Below are 17,783 nucleotides of genomic sequence, written 5' to 3'. Positions count from 1 at the left end.
TACAAAACGTTCCGCATTTCTCGTAAAGACAATTTGCTAGAATTTGGTATTCTAAGATCACGAGGCGAGTAATTGAGACGACATCATGGATGATGTTCAAGCCCAAGGACAAGGGTAGTTCTCAATTCCGACCTCGACCAATTATCCCCGACGTCTTGCCACGTCACTCTGATACACCATTAGCAATATTTTTTCCTCAACAGCCCTAGCATTTCTCAAAGGCTTATCGAGTCCATTGATAATAATGGAAAAAACTAACGGCGAATGCGCCCCGTCAATCACATAACCTGAGAGCGATGCAATGTCATGCATACTCCCCGTTTTAGCAAACACTTTTCCTTCAAGTGCCGTGCCATGCATTCGCCCTTCCAAACTCCCTGAGCGACTTGATTGCGGTAAGGCTTTTAATAGAAATTCTCTCATGGGCTTATCTTTGTAAACAGCCGCCAATAAACTAACCATATGGTTTGCCGTTATCAAATTATAGCGTGTTCCTTCGCCATCGTAGAGCCGAACCCCTTTCATATTAATTTTCGTGTTTTGTGAAATGAGTTTTTTAATGGCAAACGTCCCATGTTTATAAGATCCCTCTCCCGTTTGAGAATAGCCAAGTTCTTTTGTGATGCTATTGGCATAGATATTATTTGACTTCTTAAGCATGCGCTTAACCAATTTAAATAAGCTAACCGATTCTATTCGAGCGATCTCTTCTGCATCATTGGGTGTGATGCCATTGTTTATGGGCGTTGCTAGTTTAATGCCTTGTTCCGTTAAGCGACTCTTTATTTCCTGCTTTGCACGTAATAAAGGATTGGGAACGGCTAATTTCATGGTGATGGGATTTTTAGATTTGAGCATACATCCATAAAGACGCATGGTATTGTTAGGCTTCACTTCGATATTAAACTGGCAGTGATTATTTTTATCCTGTTTACTGGCAGTTTTTAGATGGTTGATAATGGTGATGCCCGTGTTTGCTTGATTGGTTGCTACCGCGACCGGCAAATTGGCCCGCTGGGATGGGAGAAATTGATAGGCAACGGCATTTTCATTGATAATCGCCGCTGTATCGGGTGCCGCATAATACCAACCCATATCATCATAGGACGTGCCGTCCGGATAATCAGGCGATTTAAAGCGAGAACTATCAATCACAACCTTGGTTTGATGATTCACCATGGACTGCTTTAAATTGGATAGTAAACTAGTCAGCTCTTCTTTTTTAAACGAAGGAGACCCCCCAAAGCGAAGATAATACTGGTTGGCCTTATGAAATAATTGCGTCACAAATCGATAGTTTGGCCCCAATCCATAAAGGGCTGCAATGGCTGTATAAACTTTAATGCCGCTGGCTGGCGATAATAATTTATCCGCATTCCTTTGATATAAAACGCGATTTGTTGCTATATCCTTCACGACAACAGCGACCGTTGCATTGGGCAATTGTTGCTTAATCAATTTCTCTATTTGTTCATTAAGCGACTGTCCAGCCGCTGCCGAATGAAAAAAAAATACCGTTGCAAAAAGGGTAATAACAATGCGATACATAAAATAAACCTGCATGGCGTTAGTCAATTAACCAGGTTGGGAATCATTCCTGGACTCCTGATCGCCCTCATCTATCAAATCAATTCGATTATTTTTATTTAAACATTGGATAGAACAGGACTTATGCAAAACATCAAAGTCTTGGCAAATAATGGTGTTTGGCATAGTCCAATAGGAGCAAGTCATTACTGATAAATTATCACCTTCGTCAATAATATGGTAGTTACGACGCAATAAAAAAAATGCTTGACTTGCTTGAAAGTAATTAAATTGACATTTCCATACATATCTGTAACTGTCAAAAGACATTCAATGCCTGTGAACAACAATGGATAACACACAACGATTTTCAAATCGGGTAGAAAATTACTTATTGGCTAGACCTGGTTATCCACAAGCTATCGTGGATTTGCTGAAAGAAAAATGTCATTTAACGGCTCACTCCCTCGTTGCTGATATTGGTTCAGGGACAGGAATATTTACCAAATTGCTATTGGACGAGGGAATTCAGGTATTTGGTGTCGAGCCAAACCAAGCCATGCGACAAGCTGCAGAGAAATATTTAGCCAACTATTCCCTCTTTCAGAGCATTGATGGACAAGCCGACCATACGCAATTACCCAAACATAGCATTGACCTTATCACCGTCGCCCAAGCGTATCATTGGTTTAACAAAGAACAAACGGAGGTTGAATTTTTAAGAGTTCTAAAACCCACAGGGTCTCTTTTTTTAGTTTGGAATCTTAGGGAAAACAATACCCCGATCATGAGAGACTACGAGCAACTGCTCATCGAATTTGGTACAGACTATCTCAATGTTTCTGCTGAAAATGCACAAAAGCAAGCACTAACGTTTCATGGCCAAGCGTTTAAGACGCATTCCTTCGATAACCATCAGGACCTCAACTGGCCACAGTTAAAAAGCAGATTATTGTCGTGCTCTTATATTCCGAGTGAAACAGCCCCTAATTATAACGCGATGATGCATACCCTTGAGAACCTATTTAATAAACACCAACGTAACGGTGTGATTCATTTTTCTTATATCACCAAATGCTATTATTTAAATCTCGTATTTTGAAAAGTCATTTATTATATCATTTTTGGTCATGTACAACAAATTTTGAACCATTCTGCCCTCGTTACCCTCCTTAATGGGGAATAGGGATTCTAATTCGCTTTTTTGCTCGCTTTGCGCTTGCCTATGCGAATCTTCATTGCCATAATTGGCGGCTTTTAACGAATTGAGAAGCAGGATGAAAAAACGATATTTAACGCTGGCCATTTTTTTGATTAGTTCAGTGCAAGCTAACCCCATTCTTTTAAAAGCAAAACGGTATTTGGATGTTCAAGCTGGCAAATATGTAAGTCCTGCAGCGATTTTAATCGAAAATGACACGATAACGGCTATCAATCCGCAACACGTTCCCAAATCGGCGCAAATCATCGAAAAACCACAGCTAACCTTATTACCTGGATTAATGGACATGCATGTCCATGTTCATTTTGAGTTTACACCAAATTATGCCTTGGAATATATTCAAACTGATGCCGCGATGGCAACCTTAAATGGTGTTAAAAATGCTCAAACGCTATTAATGGCTGGTTTCACCACCATTCGTGATATTAGTCAAGGTTATCCAGGCAATACCTTAGTTGATGTTGCCCTTGCAAAAGCCAGTGAAGAGGGAATCATTGCCGCCCCCCCATATCATTCCTGCGGGCCATGCGTTAAGCATCACTGGCGGACACATGGACCCGGAGATGGTCGGCAATTATCGCAGTGCTCATATTCCTAATAGCTATAAAAATGGTGTGGCGGATGGGGTGGATGAAGTTGTTAAATCCGTGAGATACCAAATCAAATATGGCGCAAAAGTGATAAAGGCGGGAGCGACAGCCGGCGTATTATCTCACGAGTCCACCGTGGGTGCCCAGCAATACTCCTTTGAAGAATTAAAAGCCATGGTTAACGAAGCGGCACGACACGGTGTGTATGTCTCGGTACATGCTCATGGCACCCAAGGAATAAACGATGCAATTAAAGCCGGTGTCCGCTCTATTGAACATGGATCCTTATTAAGCGATGAAAGCATCCGTTTAATGAAAGAAAAAGGAACCTATTTAGTGCCGACCTCTTACCTTGGCTATGCCATCAACTACGACATGTTACCCAATGATATCCGTCAAAAAGCAGAATATGTCATTCCGAAAGCACGGAAAAGCTTAGAAAAAGCGATACAAGCTCATGTGAAAATTGTATTTGGTACCGACACACCCGTCTTTCCTCATGGGGACAATGCAAAAGAATTTAGTGCCTTAGTCAAGCGGGGAATGTCTCCCATCGATGCCATCCGAACATCCACCACCAATGCGGCGGAAATGATGGATATTAAAAACAGGGGCCAAATTAAAATCGGTATGTTGGCTGATATCATCGGTGTTGAAGGTGATCCGATGACAAACATAACCGTCCTTGAAAAAGTGAAATTTGTGATGAAAACAGGTCGGACTTATAAAGACAGTTAATTTTTTTGGTTGATCATCATTATTGATGGACTTTCCTTATCCCACTATGCGTTTTTCCTGGAAGTTTTAGGTAAAAAATCCGGCGGATTTTCCCCTAGTTGTTTTTCGAGATCGATTTCTCGATCAGGGGATGCAGCTGGGAAAAATAGCCTCATCCAATAGTTTGCTGTTGAAGGGAAACAACATGCCCCATAACAAACCCCAAGCAGTACACTAACGGGAATGGTCCCCAGTGCCGCTCCTTTTTCTTCTCTCGTTAGAGAGTCTTTTATTAACCAATAGATCAGTGCATGGCTTCCACCCATCGCTATCGCTAATAAGAAGGAACAACATTTGCTGTAAATGGGGTGATGTTGAACATGATAAACAGCCTTTTCTATGCGCTCTTCTCGCTTTTCAAGCTCAAGTTGATAGTTTTGTTCTTCTGCTTCTTTAAGTTTTGCGATTCCTTGATCGACATACTTCTTAATTTCAGGAGGAATCTCCTTGTTATAAAAGCTAAAAAAGGTGCTCGGAGATGTTTGGTATAATTTTTTTGCAGCTAATTCAGATAGTTTTGGGAATGCCATTCTGTTTACTTTGAAATCAAAAGAGCGATGAGTATACAGGTTCCATAAAATACACTCAATTAAAAAATCACAAAGATCATTCCTGGATTCAATTGCTTGATTTTAACTCGTTTTTGACTAAAATTAAATAAGCAAGGACATTTTAAGGAAAACGATTATGAAGAAGGCAGTCTCAATCAGTCTGGTATTTGGTTCTATCTTATTATTAAGCGGGTGTGGCTTTAATTTCTGCCAACAGAGTGGCGGCTGCAGCACAGCTTATACCGGTTGTAACACAGGGTGCAATACAGGCTGTTCAACCGTTAGCTATGCAAGTACGTGTTCGAGCCCTTGCAATCGCATGAAATATTGCAACGATTATGACACTTGGTATCAAAACGATTATAACTAGTCACCTTCGGTCACCTCACACTTCGCATATAGATGGGCATTGGGTATTTATCTCAAATCCATCTTTATGTATTTCGCCTGTCTAAAAAGATAGCGAAATAATCATCCATAAGTTTCAACCACCTCTTGCCATTGTTACCCATTGTTTTTAGTATATTTTTTACAGTAAGATGGACATCAAATAACATCTAGACTTACGAAAAGGACATGTCATGTTATCACCCGAGCAAGTAAAAACCGTCGAAGACGCTAAACTCATTGTTGAACAACGTCAGTTAAGTCACGTCAAAGTAGGCATATGCGACATGGATGGTGTCCTACGTGGCAAATACATGCATAAAGATAAATTTTTCTCCGCTATCGACAAAGGCTTTTCCTTCTGTGATGTGGTATTAGGTTGGGACAGCAAAGATAAACTCTATGACAATGTCCAGTATACGGGCTGGCACACCGGTTATCCGGATGCGCCTGTTCAAATCATAGCAGATAGCTGCCGTAACATCGCTTTTGAAGAGGATCAGCTGTTATTCCTGTCAGAGTTTCAAGGGGAAGCGAAAGCCATCTGCCCTCGCTCCGTACTAAAGCGTGTTATCAAAAAAGCCAATGACATGGGATTTGAGCCTATGGCAGCTTTTGAATATGAGTTCTTCTTATTTGATGAAACACCGGATAGTGTTCGCGAGAAAGGCTTTCGTAATTTAAAAACCATCACACCGGATTTTTTTGGTTATTCGATGATTCGAAATTCTGTTTATGCTGAGCTGTATCATGATATTTTAAACATGTCAGAAATGATGCGTTTTCCAATCGAAGGCCTGCATACAGAAACAGGGCCAGGCGTCATTGAAGCGGCCTTAGTCGTCGATCATGCGTTAGAATCTGCTGATAAAGCCGAACTATTTAAAACCTTTATGAAAGTCCTGGCTCAGCGCCATCATCTGATGGCAACGTTTATGGCAAAATGGTCGTCAGATTACCCGGGTCAAAGTGGCCACATCCATCTCTCCCTTCGCGATAAAGCAACGGATAAATCCGCGTTTTACCAAGCGGATGCACCCCATGGCATGAGCCAAGTGCAGAAACATTTCCTTGGCGGACAACAGCAACTAATGCCACACTTTTTAGCTATGGTTGCACCGACAATTAATAGTTATACTCGATTAATTCCCGGCTTTTGGGCGCCAACCCATTCCACTTGGGGGATTGAAAACCGAACAACCGCATTGCGTCTCATTCCAGGACAAGACAAAAGTCAACGCCTTGAATACCGTATTGCTGCTGCCGATGCGAATCCCTATTTGGCTTTAGCGGCAGCTCTTGCGTCGGGACTTTATGGTATCGAGCATCAACTTGAACCGTCAGAACCGATTACTGGGAGTGCTTATGATGTTGACCACCCCGCACAGTTAGCCTTGCCAAAGACATTGATGGAAGCTGCACAAAATCTTCGGGATTCCGAAGCCGCACACCTCCTGTTTGGAAATGAGTTTGTGGATCATTTTGCCAGCACACGAGAATGGGAGACTCGGCAATATAACGCCCATATCTCAGATTGGGAACTCGATCGCTATTTTGAAATTATTTAGAGGAATGCATGAAATCTACGCTACAAGTCATTAGTCCCATCGATCAATCCATCTATGTGGAACGTCCCTATGCCAGCGAACAAGACATTTCAACCTGTTTGGAATTAAGTCATGCCGTTCAGAATCGCTGGAAACAGACTGCGCTTAATGTTCGTAAGGCGCTCTGCCGGGCAGCAGTTTTTAATCTTCTTTCGCAAAGACAAGCCATTGCCAGTGAGTTAAGTTGGCAAATGGGGAGGCCAATTGCCTATGCCGGCAACGAACTCGATGGGCTGGCCGAAAGAGCACATTATATGATAGATATTGCTGACACAGCGTTAGCCAACATTCAAGTGCCCCCAAAAACTGGGTTTAAGCGATTTATCAAACGAGAACCTCTCGGCACTTGTTTTATCATTGCCCCCTGGAATTATCCTTACCTGACAGCAGTCAATGGCATCATCCCAGCACTCCTTGCCGGCAATACGGTTATTCTAAAACACTCCGCCCAAACCCCGCTGGTTGCAGAGCGATTTTTTCAAGCGTTTACTGAAGCCGGTCTCCCCGAGGGCGTATTTCAATTCATGAACTTAAGCCATACCCATACTGAACAAGTCATTCAATCTGATTTAATCAATCAGGTTGTGTTTACAGGCTCGGTTAGTGGCGGCAAACAAGTTGAAAAAGCGGCACTGGGTCGGTTTATTCCCATTTGCTTAGAGCTGGGCGGCAAAGACCCTGCCTATGTTCGAGCCGATGCTAAGCTAGATTATGCCGTTGCAACAACGATGGATGGGGCATTCTTTAACTCAGGTCAGTCTTGTTGTGGCATTGAACGAATCTATGTTCATCGCGCTTGTTTTGATGAATTTATTCACCAATCAAAACTATTGGTGAACCAATATCGACTGGGGCCTGCAGACGATCCATCCGTTACCTTGGGCCCCATGGTCAGTGCCCAAGCCGCAGACTTTGTCCGCAAACAAATCCAAGAAGCGATTAAAAGTGGTGCCACACCCTTGATTGATCCTACTCATTTTGACCATGATAAACCCGGCACAGCCTACCTTGCCCCACAAATATTAGTCAATATCAACCATCAAATGCGCATCATGCAAGAAGAAACGTTTGGCCCTGTCGTTTGCGTGATGGCCGTGGATAGCGATGAAGAAGCAATTTACTTAATGAATGATAGCCAATATGGGCTAACCGCTTCTGTCTTTAGCGAAGATATTGATGCGGCAGTTGCTATTGGCGAGCAAGTGCAAACTGGGACGTTTTTTGTCAACCGCTGCGATTATCTCGACCCAGCCCTTGCATGGACGGGGGTGAAAGATTCAGGCCGTGGTTGCTCGTTATCCGAACTGGGTTTTGCCACCTTCACCCAACCAAAGTCATTTCACATTAAGCAGTTGAGTAAATAATTATGAATCAGTTTTTACAAGCCACTTGGAATTATCCAACATCCATCCATGTTGGAGCCGGAAAAGTCAATGAGCTCGGCAAATTATGTCACCAAATAGACCTGACTACCGTCTTATTGGTAACTGATCCAGGCTTAGTTCAACTGCCCTTTTGCCAACAATTGATCGCAAACGCTCAGCAATCAGGACTCACCATTCCTGTTTTTTCCAATATCCAATCAAACCCTACGGGTGAAAATGTTAATGCAGGCGTTGATGTCTATCGTCATCATCATTGCCAAGGTGTTATCGCTCTGGGGGGTGGTTCCGCAATAGATGCCGGTAAGGCAATTGCCTTGATGAGTGGCCAAGAACTCCCTCTTTGGACATTCGAAGATGTTGGCGATAATTGGCGTAAAATCCGTGTTGATGGTATTGCACCGAGTATTGCCATCCCAACAACCGCGGGCACGGGTTCAGAGGTAGGGCGCGCATCCGTTATCACCGATGCCAAACACCAAGTAAAACGCATTATTTTTCACCCACTCATGTTGCCTAAGCAGGTAATCCTTGACCCTGAATTAAGCGCAAGCTTACCCGCACCACTGACTGCCGCAACCGGCATGGATGCGTTATCTCATAGCTTAGAAGCCTATTGTGCCAAAGGATACCACCCAATGGCGGATGGCATAGCCATGCAAGCTATGGCTATGGTAAAAGATAATTTACTCAAAGCATATCAGGATGGACATAATTTAGAGGCTAGGACCCATCTCTTGGTTGCCTCAGCGATGGGGGCAACTGCATTCCAAAAGGGCCTGGGCGCCATGCACGCCTTAGCGCATCCGTTAGGCGCCGTTTATAATGCCCATCATGGCCGCTTAAATGCCATTTTAATGCCATATGTGTTAATGGCTAACCGACCTGCAATTCAATCCCGAATTGAAACAATAACGCCTTTTTTAAAGATTGCTAATGGCTTTAATGGGTTTGTCGATTGGATAATCGAACTAAGGCGCTCACTTGCCATTGAACCTTGCTTACGTGACATTGGCATCGATGAAGCACACGTTGAACGCATTGCCTACATGGCAACCGAAGATGCTGCCGCGGCCTGCAACCCTGTTTCGTTTACTGCCGCAGACTACGAACAGATATTGCTTGCTGCCATTGATGGGAAGGTTGGCTAATGGTACGCTTAGGACTCATAAATTGTGATCCACTATCACCACAGGTTATTGAACAGTATGGTGACTACCCAACGATGTTCGCCAACTTTTTTGCATCCACCCGCTACCCAATTACATGGACAGTTTTTGATGCCGTGAACCAAGCACTGCCGGAAAATGTGCATGATTTTGATGCGTATGTCATTACCGGCAGTCGTTATGGCGTGCTCGATCCCGATCCCTGGATCCAAATGTTGTTAACGTTTATACAACAGCTTTGGAAGTCACAAATCAAAACCATCGGCATTTGTTTTGGCCATCAAGCCATAGCGCAAGCCTTAGGCGGACAAGTCAATCGCGCAGCCAATGGCTGGGGGTTAGGCGTCAGTAAAGCAACGATATTAGAGCAAAAACCTTGGATGAAACCCTGGCAACCTGCGTTCCAGGTTTGTGTCAGCCATCAAGATCAAGTCCTAAAATTGCCGCCTCATGCACAATGTTTAGCTAAAACGAATCACTCACCGATAGCGATGATGGAACTTGGTGAAATATTCTTATCCTTTCAAGGGCATCCTGAATTTAACCAAACCTACGCTCGATATTTAATTGAAAAACGAAAGGGTTTATTTGAAGCTGAAATCTATGAAAACTTTATCAGCTCCTTATCCTTAAGCATTGATACCGAATTACTTGCAAACTGGGTAGTGAATTTTATAGTTCTTCCAAAACGCTAAACTCACTGCCTTACCACCAACCTATCTGTTCACATTTCAACAAATTCATTGATTAAAAGATCACATTATGTTATAAATGCTCATCATATTAACATTTATATCATTTTAAATTCAGAATCTCATACGGAGCAAAACATGCGTTTATCTCTACCACCGGCTAACTTTAAAGAGTTACATACACTCGTCGAACACTATAATCAGGTTCCCGAAGAGGAAAAGGTTAAGCAGCTATTTTATCTACAACAAATAAACTATCTATTAAATACGCTAACCTATGACGAGGATCTGTTTCTTTGGGTACACCAAAAAGGAGAGGAAGGTTGGCCTAAAGCTTTAAAACAAATGGGCATTAATGTGTATGGATCGTTTTTTCTAAAAACATTTCAATTTGCTCAAGCCGTTTCAGAAGCGGTTAAAGAAACCGTTGATTACGATAAAACGCCCATTGATGTCCATGAAAATCCATCCCTTCGCTATGATTTGATGCAAGAAAGAGATGCATTATTTGAGAAAAACACCCCATACGATGACTGTAAAGAGAAATATATCAAGCTATCTTGTCAATTAAATGCGATCAATCAGGCTGATGAACACACTAAAAGAAAAATAGCCAATCAAACATTAATTCTCGCAAACGCAAAACAAAAAATTCATCATATCGTCTATCCTGATACCGAAATGACGACCGGAACCGGCTATCAAACAAAAGCGCTAGGTAACCATGTCAATAATTACAATTATACATTCTCCATGAACGGTAGCCCTAAGAAAATGGTATTTCGTGCCGAAGACCGATTAAGCCGAAAAGACGACCAAATTTTGGAGAGTTTACCCGTCTCAAAGTACTTCATTGAAGATTATGCCATGTTCATGATGGCATTTAAGGAGAAAGAAGAAGATGAAATTGCTATTCAGCCAGTGGCATTAAGCCAATTTGCTAAAAAAGGTGATTTATCAAACATTGCCAAAACATTAAGAGAAAGTCCTACAAAAGCCAATGACATTGGGTCTCAAACGATCTACTATTTTGAGCAATTAGTTGATTTTTGTACGAAGTTGATTAACTCAGGGCACTACCATCCCGATATCAAGTTAACCAATTTCTTAGTAGATAATAATTTAATCCGCGTCAGCGATAGAAAAACCATTATCAAAGACAAGCAACCTAAGGCTGGAATGATACGTAGTACGCCAATGTTTGCACCAAATGAATATTTGCTATGCCTTAACCCTAGCATGGATGGATTTAACTTCCATGGCTTATTAAATAACATGGACATGGAAGCATTTATGGCTTTCCAATTAGGCATGGCATTAAAACAGTTTTTGATTTTAACCCAAATGGAAGAGCTTCCCAATGAATTCAGGGATCCCGACTTAAGCGTCGCATCCTATTTTAAAAAGCCCACCAATGTCATCCATAATTTATCCTTATTAATTAAAGAGCTTACCCGAGAAGACCCCAATAAACGCTTGAAAGTTACCAATATTCAAAAACTGCTAGGCCATCGAAACAAACCTGTTGATGAGTTTATGAAAGAAATCGAGAAGGTGCTCCCTTCTTCTGATTTAGGAGTTCAAGAGGATATTGATAAGATCCAAGAACTTCTTAAGCAGGACTTAACTGGCCAGGCATTGCTAGAAGGCGCAAACCCCCTCTTCAATAAAATAAAAACAATGCAACCTAAAGAGCATCGGGTAATCCGCTTGGCAGAAAAATTAGCCATCAAATGCTACGATAATGCTTCTAAGGATTTTTGCTCAAAACTTGTTAACGATATCGATAGTTTAATGGCAAAGCACGCCCAATATGATTGGGATAGTGCGCCTTGGTATCGGAAATTTCTTCATTATGTCACCTTTGGCTGGTTCAAAGTTAAGAGCACAACGACGGAAGAATATTTATCCAAGGTAAACCATGGATTGAATTTAAAAAGTGATGCGTTTCGAGCACACTTGCCACAATTTTTCTTCTTACCTGACAATCATCTTGATGCGTTAGGGAAATCGAAAGTTGAAAACTTGGGTATTTTTATCAATGTTCATCTAAAAGAAATTGATAAATCGTTTGACAAACAATCATCAAACTCAGGTTCTGCAAGCTCCGATTCAGAATCACCCAAAGGTAGCCCAAAAGCCTTAGGAACCCTTAGCTCTAAGGAAGATAACAGCAGCACTGGCTCATTACCAACAGGTTCTGTCCAGATTAACACTGGCAAGATTGCCGTTGAGGGGTCTAAAGAGGATGCTAAATGGTCTAAAATATGTGATAGCCTCCTGGATGAAAGTAAAAAAAAGCCATCGAAGTTAGAGTGGGTTGGTAGTCATAACTCTATTTTCTCCAAAGGAGATAGCGAAAGGCATAAAAAATTGAAGCGTCCTCCTCTTAGTGAAAAAACGTTTGTTCCACCAGAAGATGTAGCACCTGCTATTGGTAAATAGCTATTAGAGTGATGCCCTGAAAAGCCGCTGAATCACAGCTTCGCTTGATGCCTGCTTAATCCCGCATTAGGCGAAGCCGTGATGCGGGATTTCGGTGATAACAATTGCGATCTTTCAATCAAAAATATACGCCACCCGTAATCGATGCCCATCGGGGCATTGCCCTAAGAAAGTATATCCATACCCCATATTCATAGGCTTTTGGATAACGTCGACATGCCGTTGTTGCCAATGCTGATAATAGCTATCGACTGCTTCTTGATTATCAACCATCACACACAATTCACTAGAGCCAGGGACGCCATCGGTCTTCGGAGACACCGCTTGTTTTGACCAAAAACCAAGCTTGATACCGTTTTTAAGTAGAACAATGGAGTAATTCTCGGAAGAAGGGATATGCTCACCATCAAATAAGGCGGCATAAAACGCCCCACTTTTCGATGGCTTTTCAACATAATAAACAATATAATTGGGTAAACTCATAATACACTCCTATAACAAATAATTGGGATAACTTGACAGGCTAGCTATCAACCTTGATGTCATTTGATGAGAATACAAGAAGGGCATGACAGTTTCTGTCAGTAGTGATTAGGACGATGGAATATTATGAATGGCTCGCCATTGTTTTAATAATAACGCCTTGCTTTTGGGGTAACGGGTTTCATTCACTTCAATTTGGCATATTCGGTCGGCTCGAAAATGACGAAAATCTTGCCGCAACTGACACCAAGCAATCATGACTCGGACTTGATCAAAATAGGCAAGTCCAATCGGCCATACTGTCCGCTTCGTTTGCTGACCTTGGCCATCTTCATAGAGCATGCAAATTTCTCGCTCAAAACGTATTGCTTGTCTTATTAGCGTTAATGGCTCTTCTTCTGCGGATATGGTTTGGCTAGGCCCCACCAGTAAACTGGAGAGGTCTAATTGCCCTCGTAGCTTAGGAGGGAGAACCGCTGCAATTTTAGCCAAGGCATTGGTCGCGGCAGCCCCAAGGGTATCATCCGTTTTTTTACTCACCCAGCGAATGCCTAACACCAAGCTTTCAATTTCTTCTTCGCTAAACATCAACGGCGGCAACATGAAACTGGGCTTTAACACATAGCCAACGCCCGCTTCGCCACTAATCTCTGCGCCTTGGGCTTGGAGGCTGGCAATGTCTCGGTATAAGGTTCGTAAGCTGATATTTAATTCAGACGCAAGCCGTTGCCCACTGACTGGATGGCGGTGGCGTCTGAGAATTTGTAGCAGTTGAAATAATCGGTCAGTTCGGGACATGGTCAATCAATGTTGTAAAATGGATACCATACCAATTAATGAGAAACCTTGGTATAGTGCGCCTTTGCAATCATAACTTTGTACCGGACAATTTTTTAATTAAGCCGTCGTTGCGAGCTTTGCGAAGCAATCCGGTTCGATCTCTGAACTGAAATCTGCTCTGGATTGCTTCGCAAAGCTCGCAACGACAGGGTTAGTAAGAAATTATCCCATACAAAGCAATCATAACAGGATTTTGACAATGATTATATCTCACGGGCTAGATGAATCGATTGACCTTGACAGCATCAAAGAAAGAATATCCAAAAACCCAACGCCCATTTTACCGATTGACGTTGAGCTTCAATTAGCAGAAGAATTAGTGACATTTCCTTTAGGGCAATTTCTTCTGAAAAACAAAGGCCTCAATGGATTTTGGACTGCCTATATGATCCTGCATGGTCCTAAAGAAAAAAACCTATCCCCGCTTGAGTCGTGGATAGTGCATCAATCGCCTGGCTTTAAAGCCACTCAACAACGATTTGCTATTTTTCAACGCACACTGCAAGGATTGTTGTCGGATAATTGTCACTTGGCATCAGTTCCCTGTGGATTAATGGATGATCTGCTAAGGTTGGATTTTTCCTCTGTTAAAAATTGTCAGTTAACCGGCATCGATCTTGATGAAGAATCCTTATCCCTGGCTGAAAAAAATGCTAAAAATTTAGGCATAAAGCACGTCTCGTTTCTAAAAAAAGACGCCTGGCAATTAGCTATCGACAATCAATTTGATGCTATCACTAGTAATGGACTCAATATTTATGAACCCAAATCCAACCGCGTCATCGACTTATATCGCCAGTTTTATAAAGCACTCAAGCCAAAAGGGCATTTGGTCACTAGTTTTATCACCCCGCCACCTACCTTATCCAGCAAATCATCTTGGAAAATCGATAACCTCGATAATTTCATGAAACAAGCGGCCATCTTTACCGACATTATTCAAGCCGGTTGGCAATGCTTTCGCAGTGAATCCGAAACACACCAACAATTAGAAGAAGCGGGCTTTTCGGTTAAAAAAGTGATTTATGATGAGCAATGTATATTCCCGACGATTGTGGCTCAAAAATTACAATAATACCTTAATAATTAACATTTTTTTTCGTGAACGTTTGCGTTACCGATTGAAATTTTTCGGTAACGCAAACGTTCACGTACTTTATATATCAATTTTTAAGCTTTAGATCAGCAACAGTGATCAATACCCCGAATGCTTCGCACCAAACGACAACCGACTTCATCTTGGTGATATCCACATTATTAGGCACAAGATACACTTGGCTTCCTTTAAAACTCTTCAACATGCCAAGCTTGGTGTTTTTTGCCGATTTAAAATCTGCGGCCGTCCTGATATCGGCTTTATCCGATAAATAAATAACATACGCTGGGCCGGGGCCTACTTCAAAATCTTTTTGTAAAAACACTTCCGCTTGCTTTTTGCCTTGATAGATTTCAACGCCGCCTTTGCCATAGTGAATGGGATCCCAAGGCTTAAGGTGGATAAATTTACCCTCAGCAAAGACATGCTTGCCTTGGATATTTTGAACCTGTTCATTCACCTGTGGCGGAGGAAATATAAACGGATAGAAAAATACAGTACCAACAACTCCGATCACCACGCCGATAATTAAGGCTAATAAATAACTGAGCAATTTTTTCATACTTAGCCTCCTGGCTAGTGTTATACCCGCATTCCGCTACGCTCTATGCGGGCTACGACAAAAATTATCCCATATGCAGGCTTTAGGCCGGAATACGGGAAACAACGGCAAAGATACTTTCCTTTGTACTGGACAAAAACTCATATCTAAGACGTGCCCGTGCCCGGTTTTTTAATGTCAGAAATCACTTTTTTCGGTGCTCTGCTTCAAGATCAAAGTTTATCTTTTAATTTTTCAAAATCGGGCACGGGCACGGGCACGCTCACGGGCTCGTATTAGTTCTTTGTTTTTTGTCCGGTACAAAGGATACTTTCATTTACCGTTACCCTGATAATAAAACCTTAATCCTTTTCTATTATACTATAGCCCTTTTTTATCACTTTGAGCGCGCATGTCTGAACTTGTTGAATTATTTAAAGAATTTGAGTCTAAAAAGCTTGAACACAAGCAGGTAATCGAAAACAAAAACCTGGATTCGACAGCATTTACAATAAAAATTCTTGAAATAAATAACCAACTTTACCGACTCATGCAACAAATCTATGCGAAAGAAATAGCGACTTATACGCTTAAAGGACCCGCTAATGAAATGGGAGCATTAGAGGAATTAGGCTTGGCCGAAATTGGTGCTTTCAGGATAGTGCCTTGTACGCCAAATGAACATTGTTTTGTGTTTATCAAAAAGGCCCCCAACGTCATTGAGAAGTTATCCATCAGTGTGACAATCAGTGGGTATTCCGCTGAAGGAAAAATATGCCAAACATTAGACGAATCCCTCACGTATCTTAAGCAATTAGCAACCAAACCGAAAAGAAAACCAACAAACCAGCCAAGAAAGGTACAATATGCAAAGGAAAATGCATTCTACCTCATGTTAATTAACTCCCCCAATTTTATAAATAGCACGCAGAGTGAAGAAGTCCAGCAAAAGCGGAAAATGCTTAAAGAAGATGGTCAGTATTTAATACGCCCTAGCACAACAACGTTATCTAAGGGTCAGCCGTTATACACCATTGATATGAACGTTGGTGGCACAATTTATCGAAGTAAGCAACGGTTTACTCAGGGTAATCATGGCTTTACTTTTAATAAAAAAGTATATAAAAACTTGAGTGATATTGTTTCCATCATAAAAAAGAAGTTGAATAATTTGCATGAAAATATCCAAGCGATAAAAAAATCCCCTCGCTTCCGGCATGAAAAGCCTGAAATAGCAGAGATCAGTATATTGAATGCAAAAAATATTCCTGGCGATTATATTATTATCCCTCCCAATGTCGATAACGATGATTTTAGCTTATATATCCTTGGTAGCAATGAAAAATTCATCATCGCAGATTTCAAAGTCACCAATGAGGGGTATGAATACTTGGGCAAGCAATATGCCTATTTTGAAAATATCGTCAAAGAAGCCATTAGCCGATCACGCCAATGTCATTTTAAAGAAAAACTAAAAAATCATATGTCTGATTTGAGCCGGCATGTGCGAAGTTCTCAAGACGCTGAAACCTTGTTGGTAAATACAGACAACTATGTCGTCTGGACTGATAGCCGCATTGATCCGCTGCCAACTATCTATGTGTCTTTTGTCAAAGAAAACAAGGTTCATCATCAATTGCTTGGGAACCAGGGTGTGCCAGCTATTTTGATGAATAACCCAAAATTGACTAATCCGATTAAGCACTATAACGACCTTGTTGATGAAATTCGAGACGATCTCAGCAATTTTAGCACTTACTTTCATTCAAACATGATGTCTGTGACTGAGGTTAAACAATTGGAAAAAAGGATGTTAGAATTCCCTATGGGATCATTTATCATCCAGCCAACTCAAGAGATGTCCTTTAACCTAAATAAAAAGATTCAATTGGTTCTTCATAGTCAAAACGGCATTCAATATATTCCAATCAAACAAACACCCAATTTTCTAACCAACCTAAAAACTATTTTACGACAATTCCAAGCCACAATTCCTCTAACAGCCGAGCAGTTAAATCGCATTAAACCAAATGATCTCAAAACAAAAGTAAAAATCCAAATCGATGGCCATCCTGACGAAAGCGTTGAAATTGAGCTTTCTTTATTGCAGTGTCATTCTCAAATGGCTTTTGAATATTATGAGGAGCGCTCAGAAAGTGATATTCTGCTATTACCAAGCGATTTTTCTCTACAAACGGTACGTGACTGGGTGGACATCATCAAAGATAAGAAAGACATTTCTCAATTCGACCCATCTTCAATTAAGCATATTAAAATGCTGGCACACTACCTTGATGCATTTAAAGCCGTAACACTCATAAAAGATGATAAATATCAGCAGAAAATCTATGTAGCAAGATCCCAAGATAAAACCAGCAACTTCTCTCTCGTTTAGCGCCCCTCTTAAAAAGGCGTTGCAAAACGGAAAGCCACTGCTATATTGATTATTAATTATGCATTTTGATTATAATTAA

General features: G+C 41.4%; 16 protein-coding genes. 11 read left to right on the top strand and 5 right to left on the bottom strand.

Annotation, left to right across the window (positions count from 1 at the left end; genetic code table 11):
• Positions 1-141: 141 nt before the first annotated feature.
• Positions 142-1,548, bottom strand: coding sequence for a D-alanyl-D-alanine carboxypeptidase/D-alanyl-D-alanine-endopeptidase (dacB, locus tag AB3348_RS07535; RefSeq protein WP_367606967.1), 1,407 nt, complete (start codon positions 1,546-1,548; stop codon positions 142-144).
• A 328-nt stretch (positions 1,549-1,876) separates the two neighbouring features.
• On the opposite strand from dacB, the gene AB3348_RS07530 reads away from it, so the two are divergent.
• The 3 genes from AB3348_RS07530 to AB3348_RS07520 all read left to right on the top strand — a co-directional run bounded on the left by AB3348_RS07530 (position 1,877) and on the right by AB3348_RS07520 (position 4,077).
• Positions 1,877-2,629, top strand: a complete 753-nt coding sequence (locus AB3348_RS07530; RefSeq protein ID WP_367606966.1) for a class I SAM-dependent methyltransferase — start codon at positions 1,877-1,879, stop codon at positions 2,627-2,629.
• Positions 2,630-2,804: 175 nt separating this feature from the next.
• Entirely contained in the window at positions 2,805-3,347 is a 543-nt protein-coding gene (locus tag AB3348_RS07525) for an amidohydrolase family protein (RefSeq protein ID WP_367606965.1), read from the top strand.
• Positions 3,301-4,077 (top strand): amidohydrolase family protein, encoded by a 777-nt coding sequence (locus AB3348_RS07520; RefSeq protein WP_367606964.1) that lies wholly within the window; start codon positions 3,301-3,303, stop codon positions 4,075-4,077. The genes AB3348_RS07525 and AB3348_RS07520 overlap by 47 nt, the downstream gene beginning before the upstream one ends.
• Before the next feature lie 44 nt (positions 4,078-4,121).
• On the opposite strand, the gene AB3348_RS07515 is transcribed toward AB3348_RS07520, so the two are convergent.
• Positions 4,122-4,646, bottom strand: a complete 525-nt coding sequence (locus AB3348_RS07515) for a hypothetical protein (RefSeq protein WP_367606963.1) — start codon at positions 4,644-4,646, stop codon at positions 4,122-4,124.
• Between the two features lie 157 nt (positions 4,647-4,803).
• On the opposite strand from AB3348_RS07515, the gene AB3348_RS07510 reads away from it, so the two are divergent.
• The 6 genes from AB3348_RS07510 to AB3348_RS07485 all read left to right on the top strand — a co-directional run bounded on the left by AB3348_RS07510 (position 4,804) and on the right by AB3348_RS07485 (position 12,349).
• Positions 4,804-5,037, top strand: coding sequence for a hypothetical protein (locus tag AB3348_RS07510; protein ID WP_367606962.1), 234 nt, complete (start codon positions 4,804-4,806; stop codon positions 5,035-5,037).
• A 211-nt stretch (positions 5,038-5,248) separates the two neighbouring features.
• On the top strand, positions 5,249-6,622 hold the full coding sequence (locus tag AB3348_RS07505; protein WP_367606961.1) for a glutamine synthetase family protein: 1,374 nt from the start codon (positions 5,249-5,251) through the stop codon (positions 6,620-6,622).
• An 8-nt stretch (positions 6,623-6,630) separates the two neighbouring features.
• Entirely contained in the window at positions 6,631-8,025 is a 1,395-nt protein-coding gene (locus AB3348_RS07500) for an aldehyde dehydrogenase family protein (RefSeq protein WP_367606960.1), read from the top strand.
• Positions 8,026-8,027: 2 nt separating this feature from the next.
• Complete coding sequence (locus AB3348_RS07495) at positions 8,028-9,194, top strand: iron-containing alcohol dehydrogenase (RefSeq protein WP_367606959.1); 1,167 nt, start codon at positions 8,028-8,030, stop codon at positions 9,192-9,194.
• Complete coding sequence (locus tag AB3348_RS07490; RefSeq protein ID WP_367606958.1) at positions 9,194-9,907, top strand: GMP synthase; 714 nt, start codon at positions 9,194-9,196, stop codon at positions 9,905-9,907. Before AB3348_RS07495 ends, AB3348_RS07490 begins: the two co-directional genes overlap by 1 nt.
• Positions 9,908-10,042: 135 nt before the next feature.
• Positions 10,043-12,349, top strand: coding sequence for a hypothetical protein (locus tag AB3348_RS07485; protein WP_367606957.1), 2,307 nt, complete (start codon positions 10,043-10,045; stop codon positions 12,347-12,349).
• Between the two features lie 114 nt (positions 12,350-12,463).
• Here the strand turns inward: AB3348_RS07485 and AB3348_RS07480 are convergent, their stop codons facing one another.
• The gene (locus AB3348_RS07480) at positions 12,464-12,832 is read right to left on the bottom strand and encodes a VOC family protein (protein ID WP_367606956.1); all 369 of its coding nucleotides are present in this window, start codon (positions 12,830-12,832) and stop codon (positions 12,464-12,466) included.
• 108 nt (positions 12,833-12,940) lie between these two features.
• Positions 12,941-13,630, bottom strand: a complete 690-nt coding sequence (locus AB3348_RS07475) for a helix-turn-helix transcriptional regulator (protein ID WP_367606955.1) — start codon at positions 13,628-13,630, stop codon at positions 12,941-12,943.
• Positions 13,631-13,871: 241 nt separating this feature from the next.
• On the opposite strand from AB3348_RS07475, the gene AB3348_RS07470 reads away from it, so the two are divergent.
• Positions 13,872-14,747, top strand: coding sequence for a class I SAM-dependent methyltransferase (locus AB3348_RS07470; RefSeq protein WP_367606954.1), 876 nt, complete (start codon positions 13,872-13,874; stop codon positions 14,745-14,747).
• Positions 14,748-14,835: 88 nt separating this feature from the next.
• Here the strand turns inward: AB3348_RS07470 and AB3348_RS07465 are convergent, their stop codons facing one another.
• On the bottom strand, positions 14,836-15,330 hold the full coding sequence (locus AB3348_RS07465) for a DM13 domain-containing protein (RefSeq protein ID WP_367606953.1): 495 nt from the start codon (positions 15,328-15,330) through the stop codon (positions 14,836-14,838).
• A gap of 391 nt (positions 15,331-15,721) precedes the next feature.
• Here AB3348_RS07465 and AB3348_RS07460 point away from each other — a divergent pair, with 391 nt between their 5' ends.
• Positions 15,722-17,704 carry a hypothetical protein gene (locus AB3348_RS07460; RefSeq protein WP_367606952.1) on the top strand — a complete coding sequence of 661 codons (1,983 nt, stop codon included), beginning with the start codon at positions 15,722-15,724 and terminating at the stop codon, positions 17,702-17,704.
• The last annotated feature ends 79 nt before the right edge of the window (positions 17,705-17,783 follow it).

This window comes from Legionella sp. W05-934-2, from assembly GCF_964199965.1.
In the GTDB taxonomy this organism is placed as follows: domain Bacteria; phylum Pseudomonadota; class Gammaproteobacteria; order Legionellales; family Legionellaceae; genus JAFIFT01.
Note: the sequence above shows the minus strand (reverse complement) of the source record. Positions and strands in the feature narration are given on the sequence as shown.

What these genes read in the sequence shown, in the direction of transcription:
- AB3348_RS07470 (WP_367606954.1), top strand. Translation starts at nt 13,872, where the DNA reads ATGATTATATCTCACGGGCTAGATGAATCGATTGACCTTGACAGCATC.
- AB3348_RS07490 (WP_367606958.1), top strand. Translation starts at nt 9,194, where the DNA reads ATGGTACGCTTAGGACTCATAAATTGTGATCCACTATCACCACAGGTT.
- AB3348_RS07520 (WP_367606964.1), top strand. Translation starts at nt 3,301, where the DNA reads ATGGACCCGGAGATGGTCGGCAATTATCGCAGTGCTCATATTCCTAAT.
- AB3348_RS07460 (WP_367606952.1), top strand. Translation starts at nt 15,722, where the DNA reads ATGTCTGAACTTGTTGAATTATTTAAAGAATTTGAGTCTAAAAAGCTT.
- AB3348_RS07485 (WP_367606957.1), top strand. Translation starts at nt 10,043, where the DNA reads ATGCGTTTATCTCTACCACCGGCTAACTTTAAAGAGTTACATACACTC.
- AB3348_RS07505 (WP_367606961.1), top strand. Translation starts at nt 5,249, where the DNA reads ATGTTATCACCCGAGCAAGTAAAAACCGTCGAAGACGCTAAACTCATT.
- AB3348_RS07495 (WP_367606959.1), top strand. Translation starts at nt 8,028, where the DNA reads ATGAATCAGTTTTTACAAGCCACTTGGAATTATCCAACATCCATCCAT.
- AB3348_RS07510 (WP_367606962.1), top strand. Translation starts at nt 4,804, where the DNA reads ATGAAGAAGGCAGTCTCAATCAGTCTGGTATTTGGTTCTATCTTATTA.
- AB3348_RS07530 (WP_367606966.1), top strand. Translation starts at nt 1,877, where the DNA reads ATGGATAACACACAACGATTTTCAAATCGGGTAGAAAATTACTTATTG.
- AB3348_RS07515 (WP_367606963.1), bottom strand. Translation starts at nt 4,646, where the DNA reads ATGGCATTCCCAAAACTATCTGAATTAGCTGCAAAAAAATTATACCAA.
- AB3348_RS07525 (WP_367606965.1), top strand. Translation starts at nt 2,805, where the DNA reads ATGAAAAAACGATATTTAACGCTGGCCATTTTTTTGATTAGTTCAGTG.
- AB3348_RS07465 (WP_367606953.1), bottom strand. Translation starts at nt 15,330, where the DNA reads ATGAAAAAATTGCTCAGTTATTTATTAGCCTTAATTATCGGCGTGGTG.
- AB3348_RS07480 (WP_367606956.1), bottom strand. Translation starts at nt 12,832, where the DNA reads ATGAGTTTACCCAATTATATTGTTTATTATGTTGAAAAGCCATCGAAA.
- AB3348_RS07475 (WP_367606955.1), bottom strand. Translation starts at nt 13,630, where the DNA reads ATGTCCCGAACTGACCGATTATTTCAACTGCTACAAATTCTCAGACGC.
- AB3348_RS07500 (WP_367606960.1), top strand. Translation starts at nt 6,631, where the DNA reads ATGAAATCTACGCTACAAGTCATTAGTCCCATCGATCAATCCATCTAT.
- dacB (WP_367606967.1), bottom strand. Translation starts at nt 1,548, where the DNA reads ATGTATCGCATTGTTATTACCCTTTTTGCAACGGTATTTTTTTTTCAT.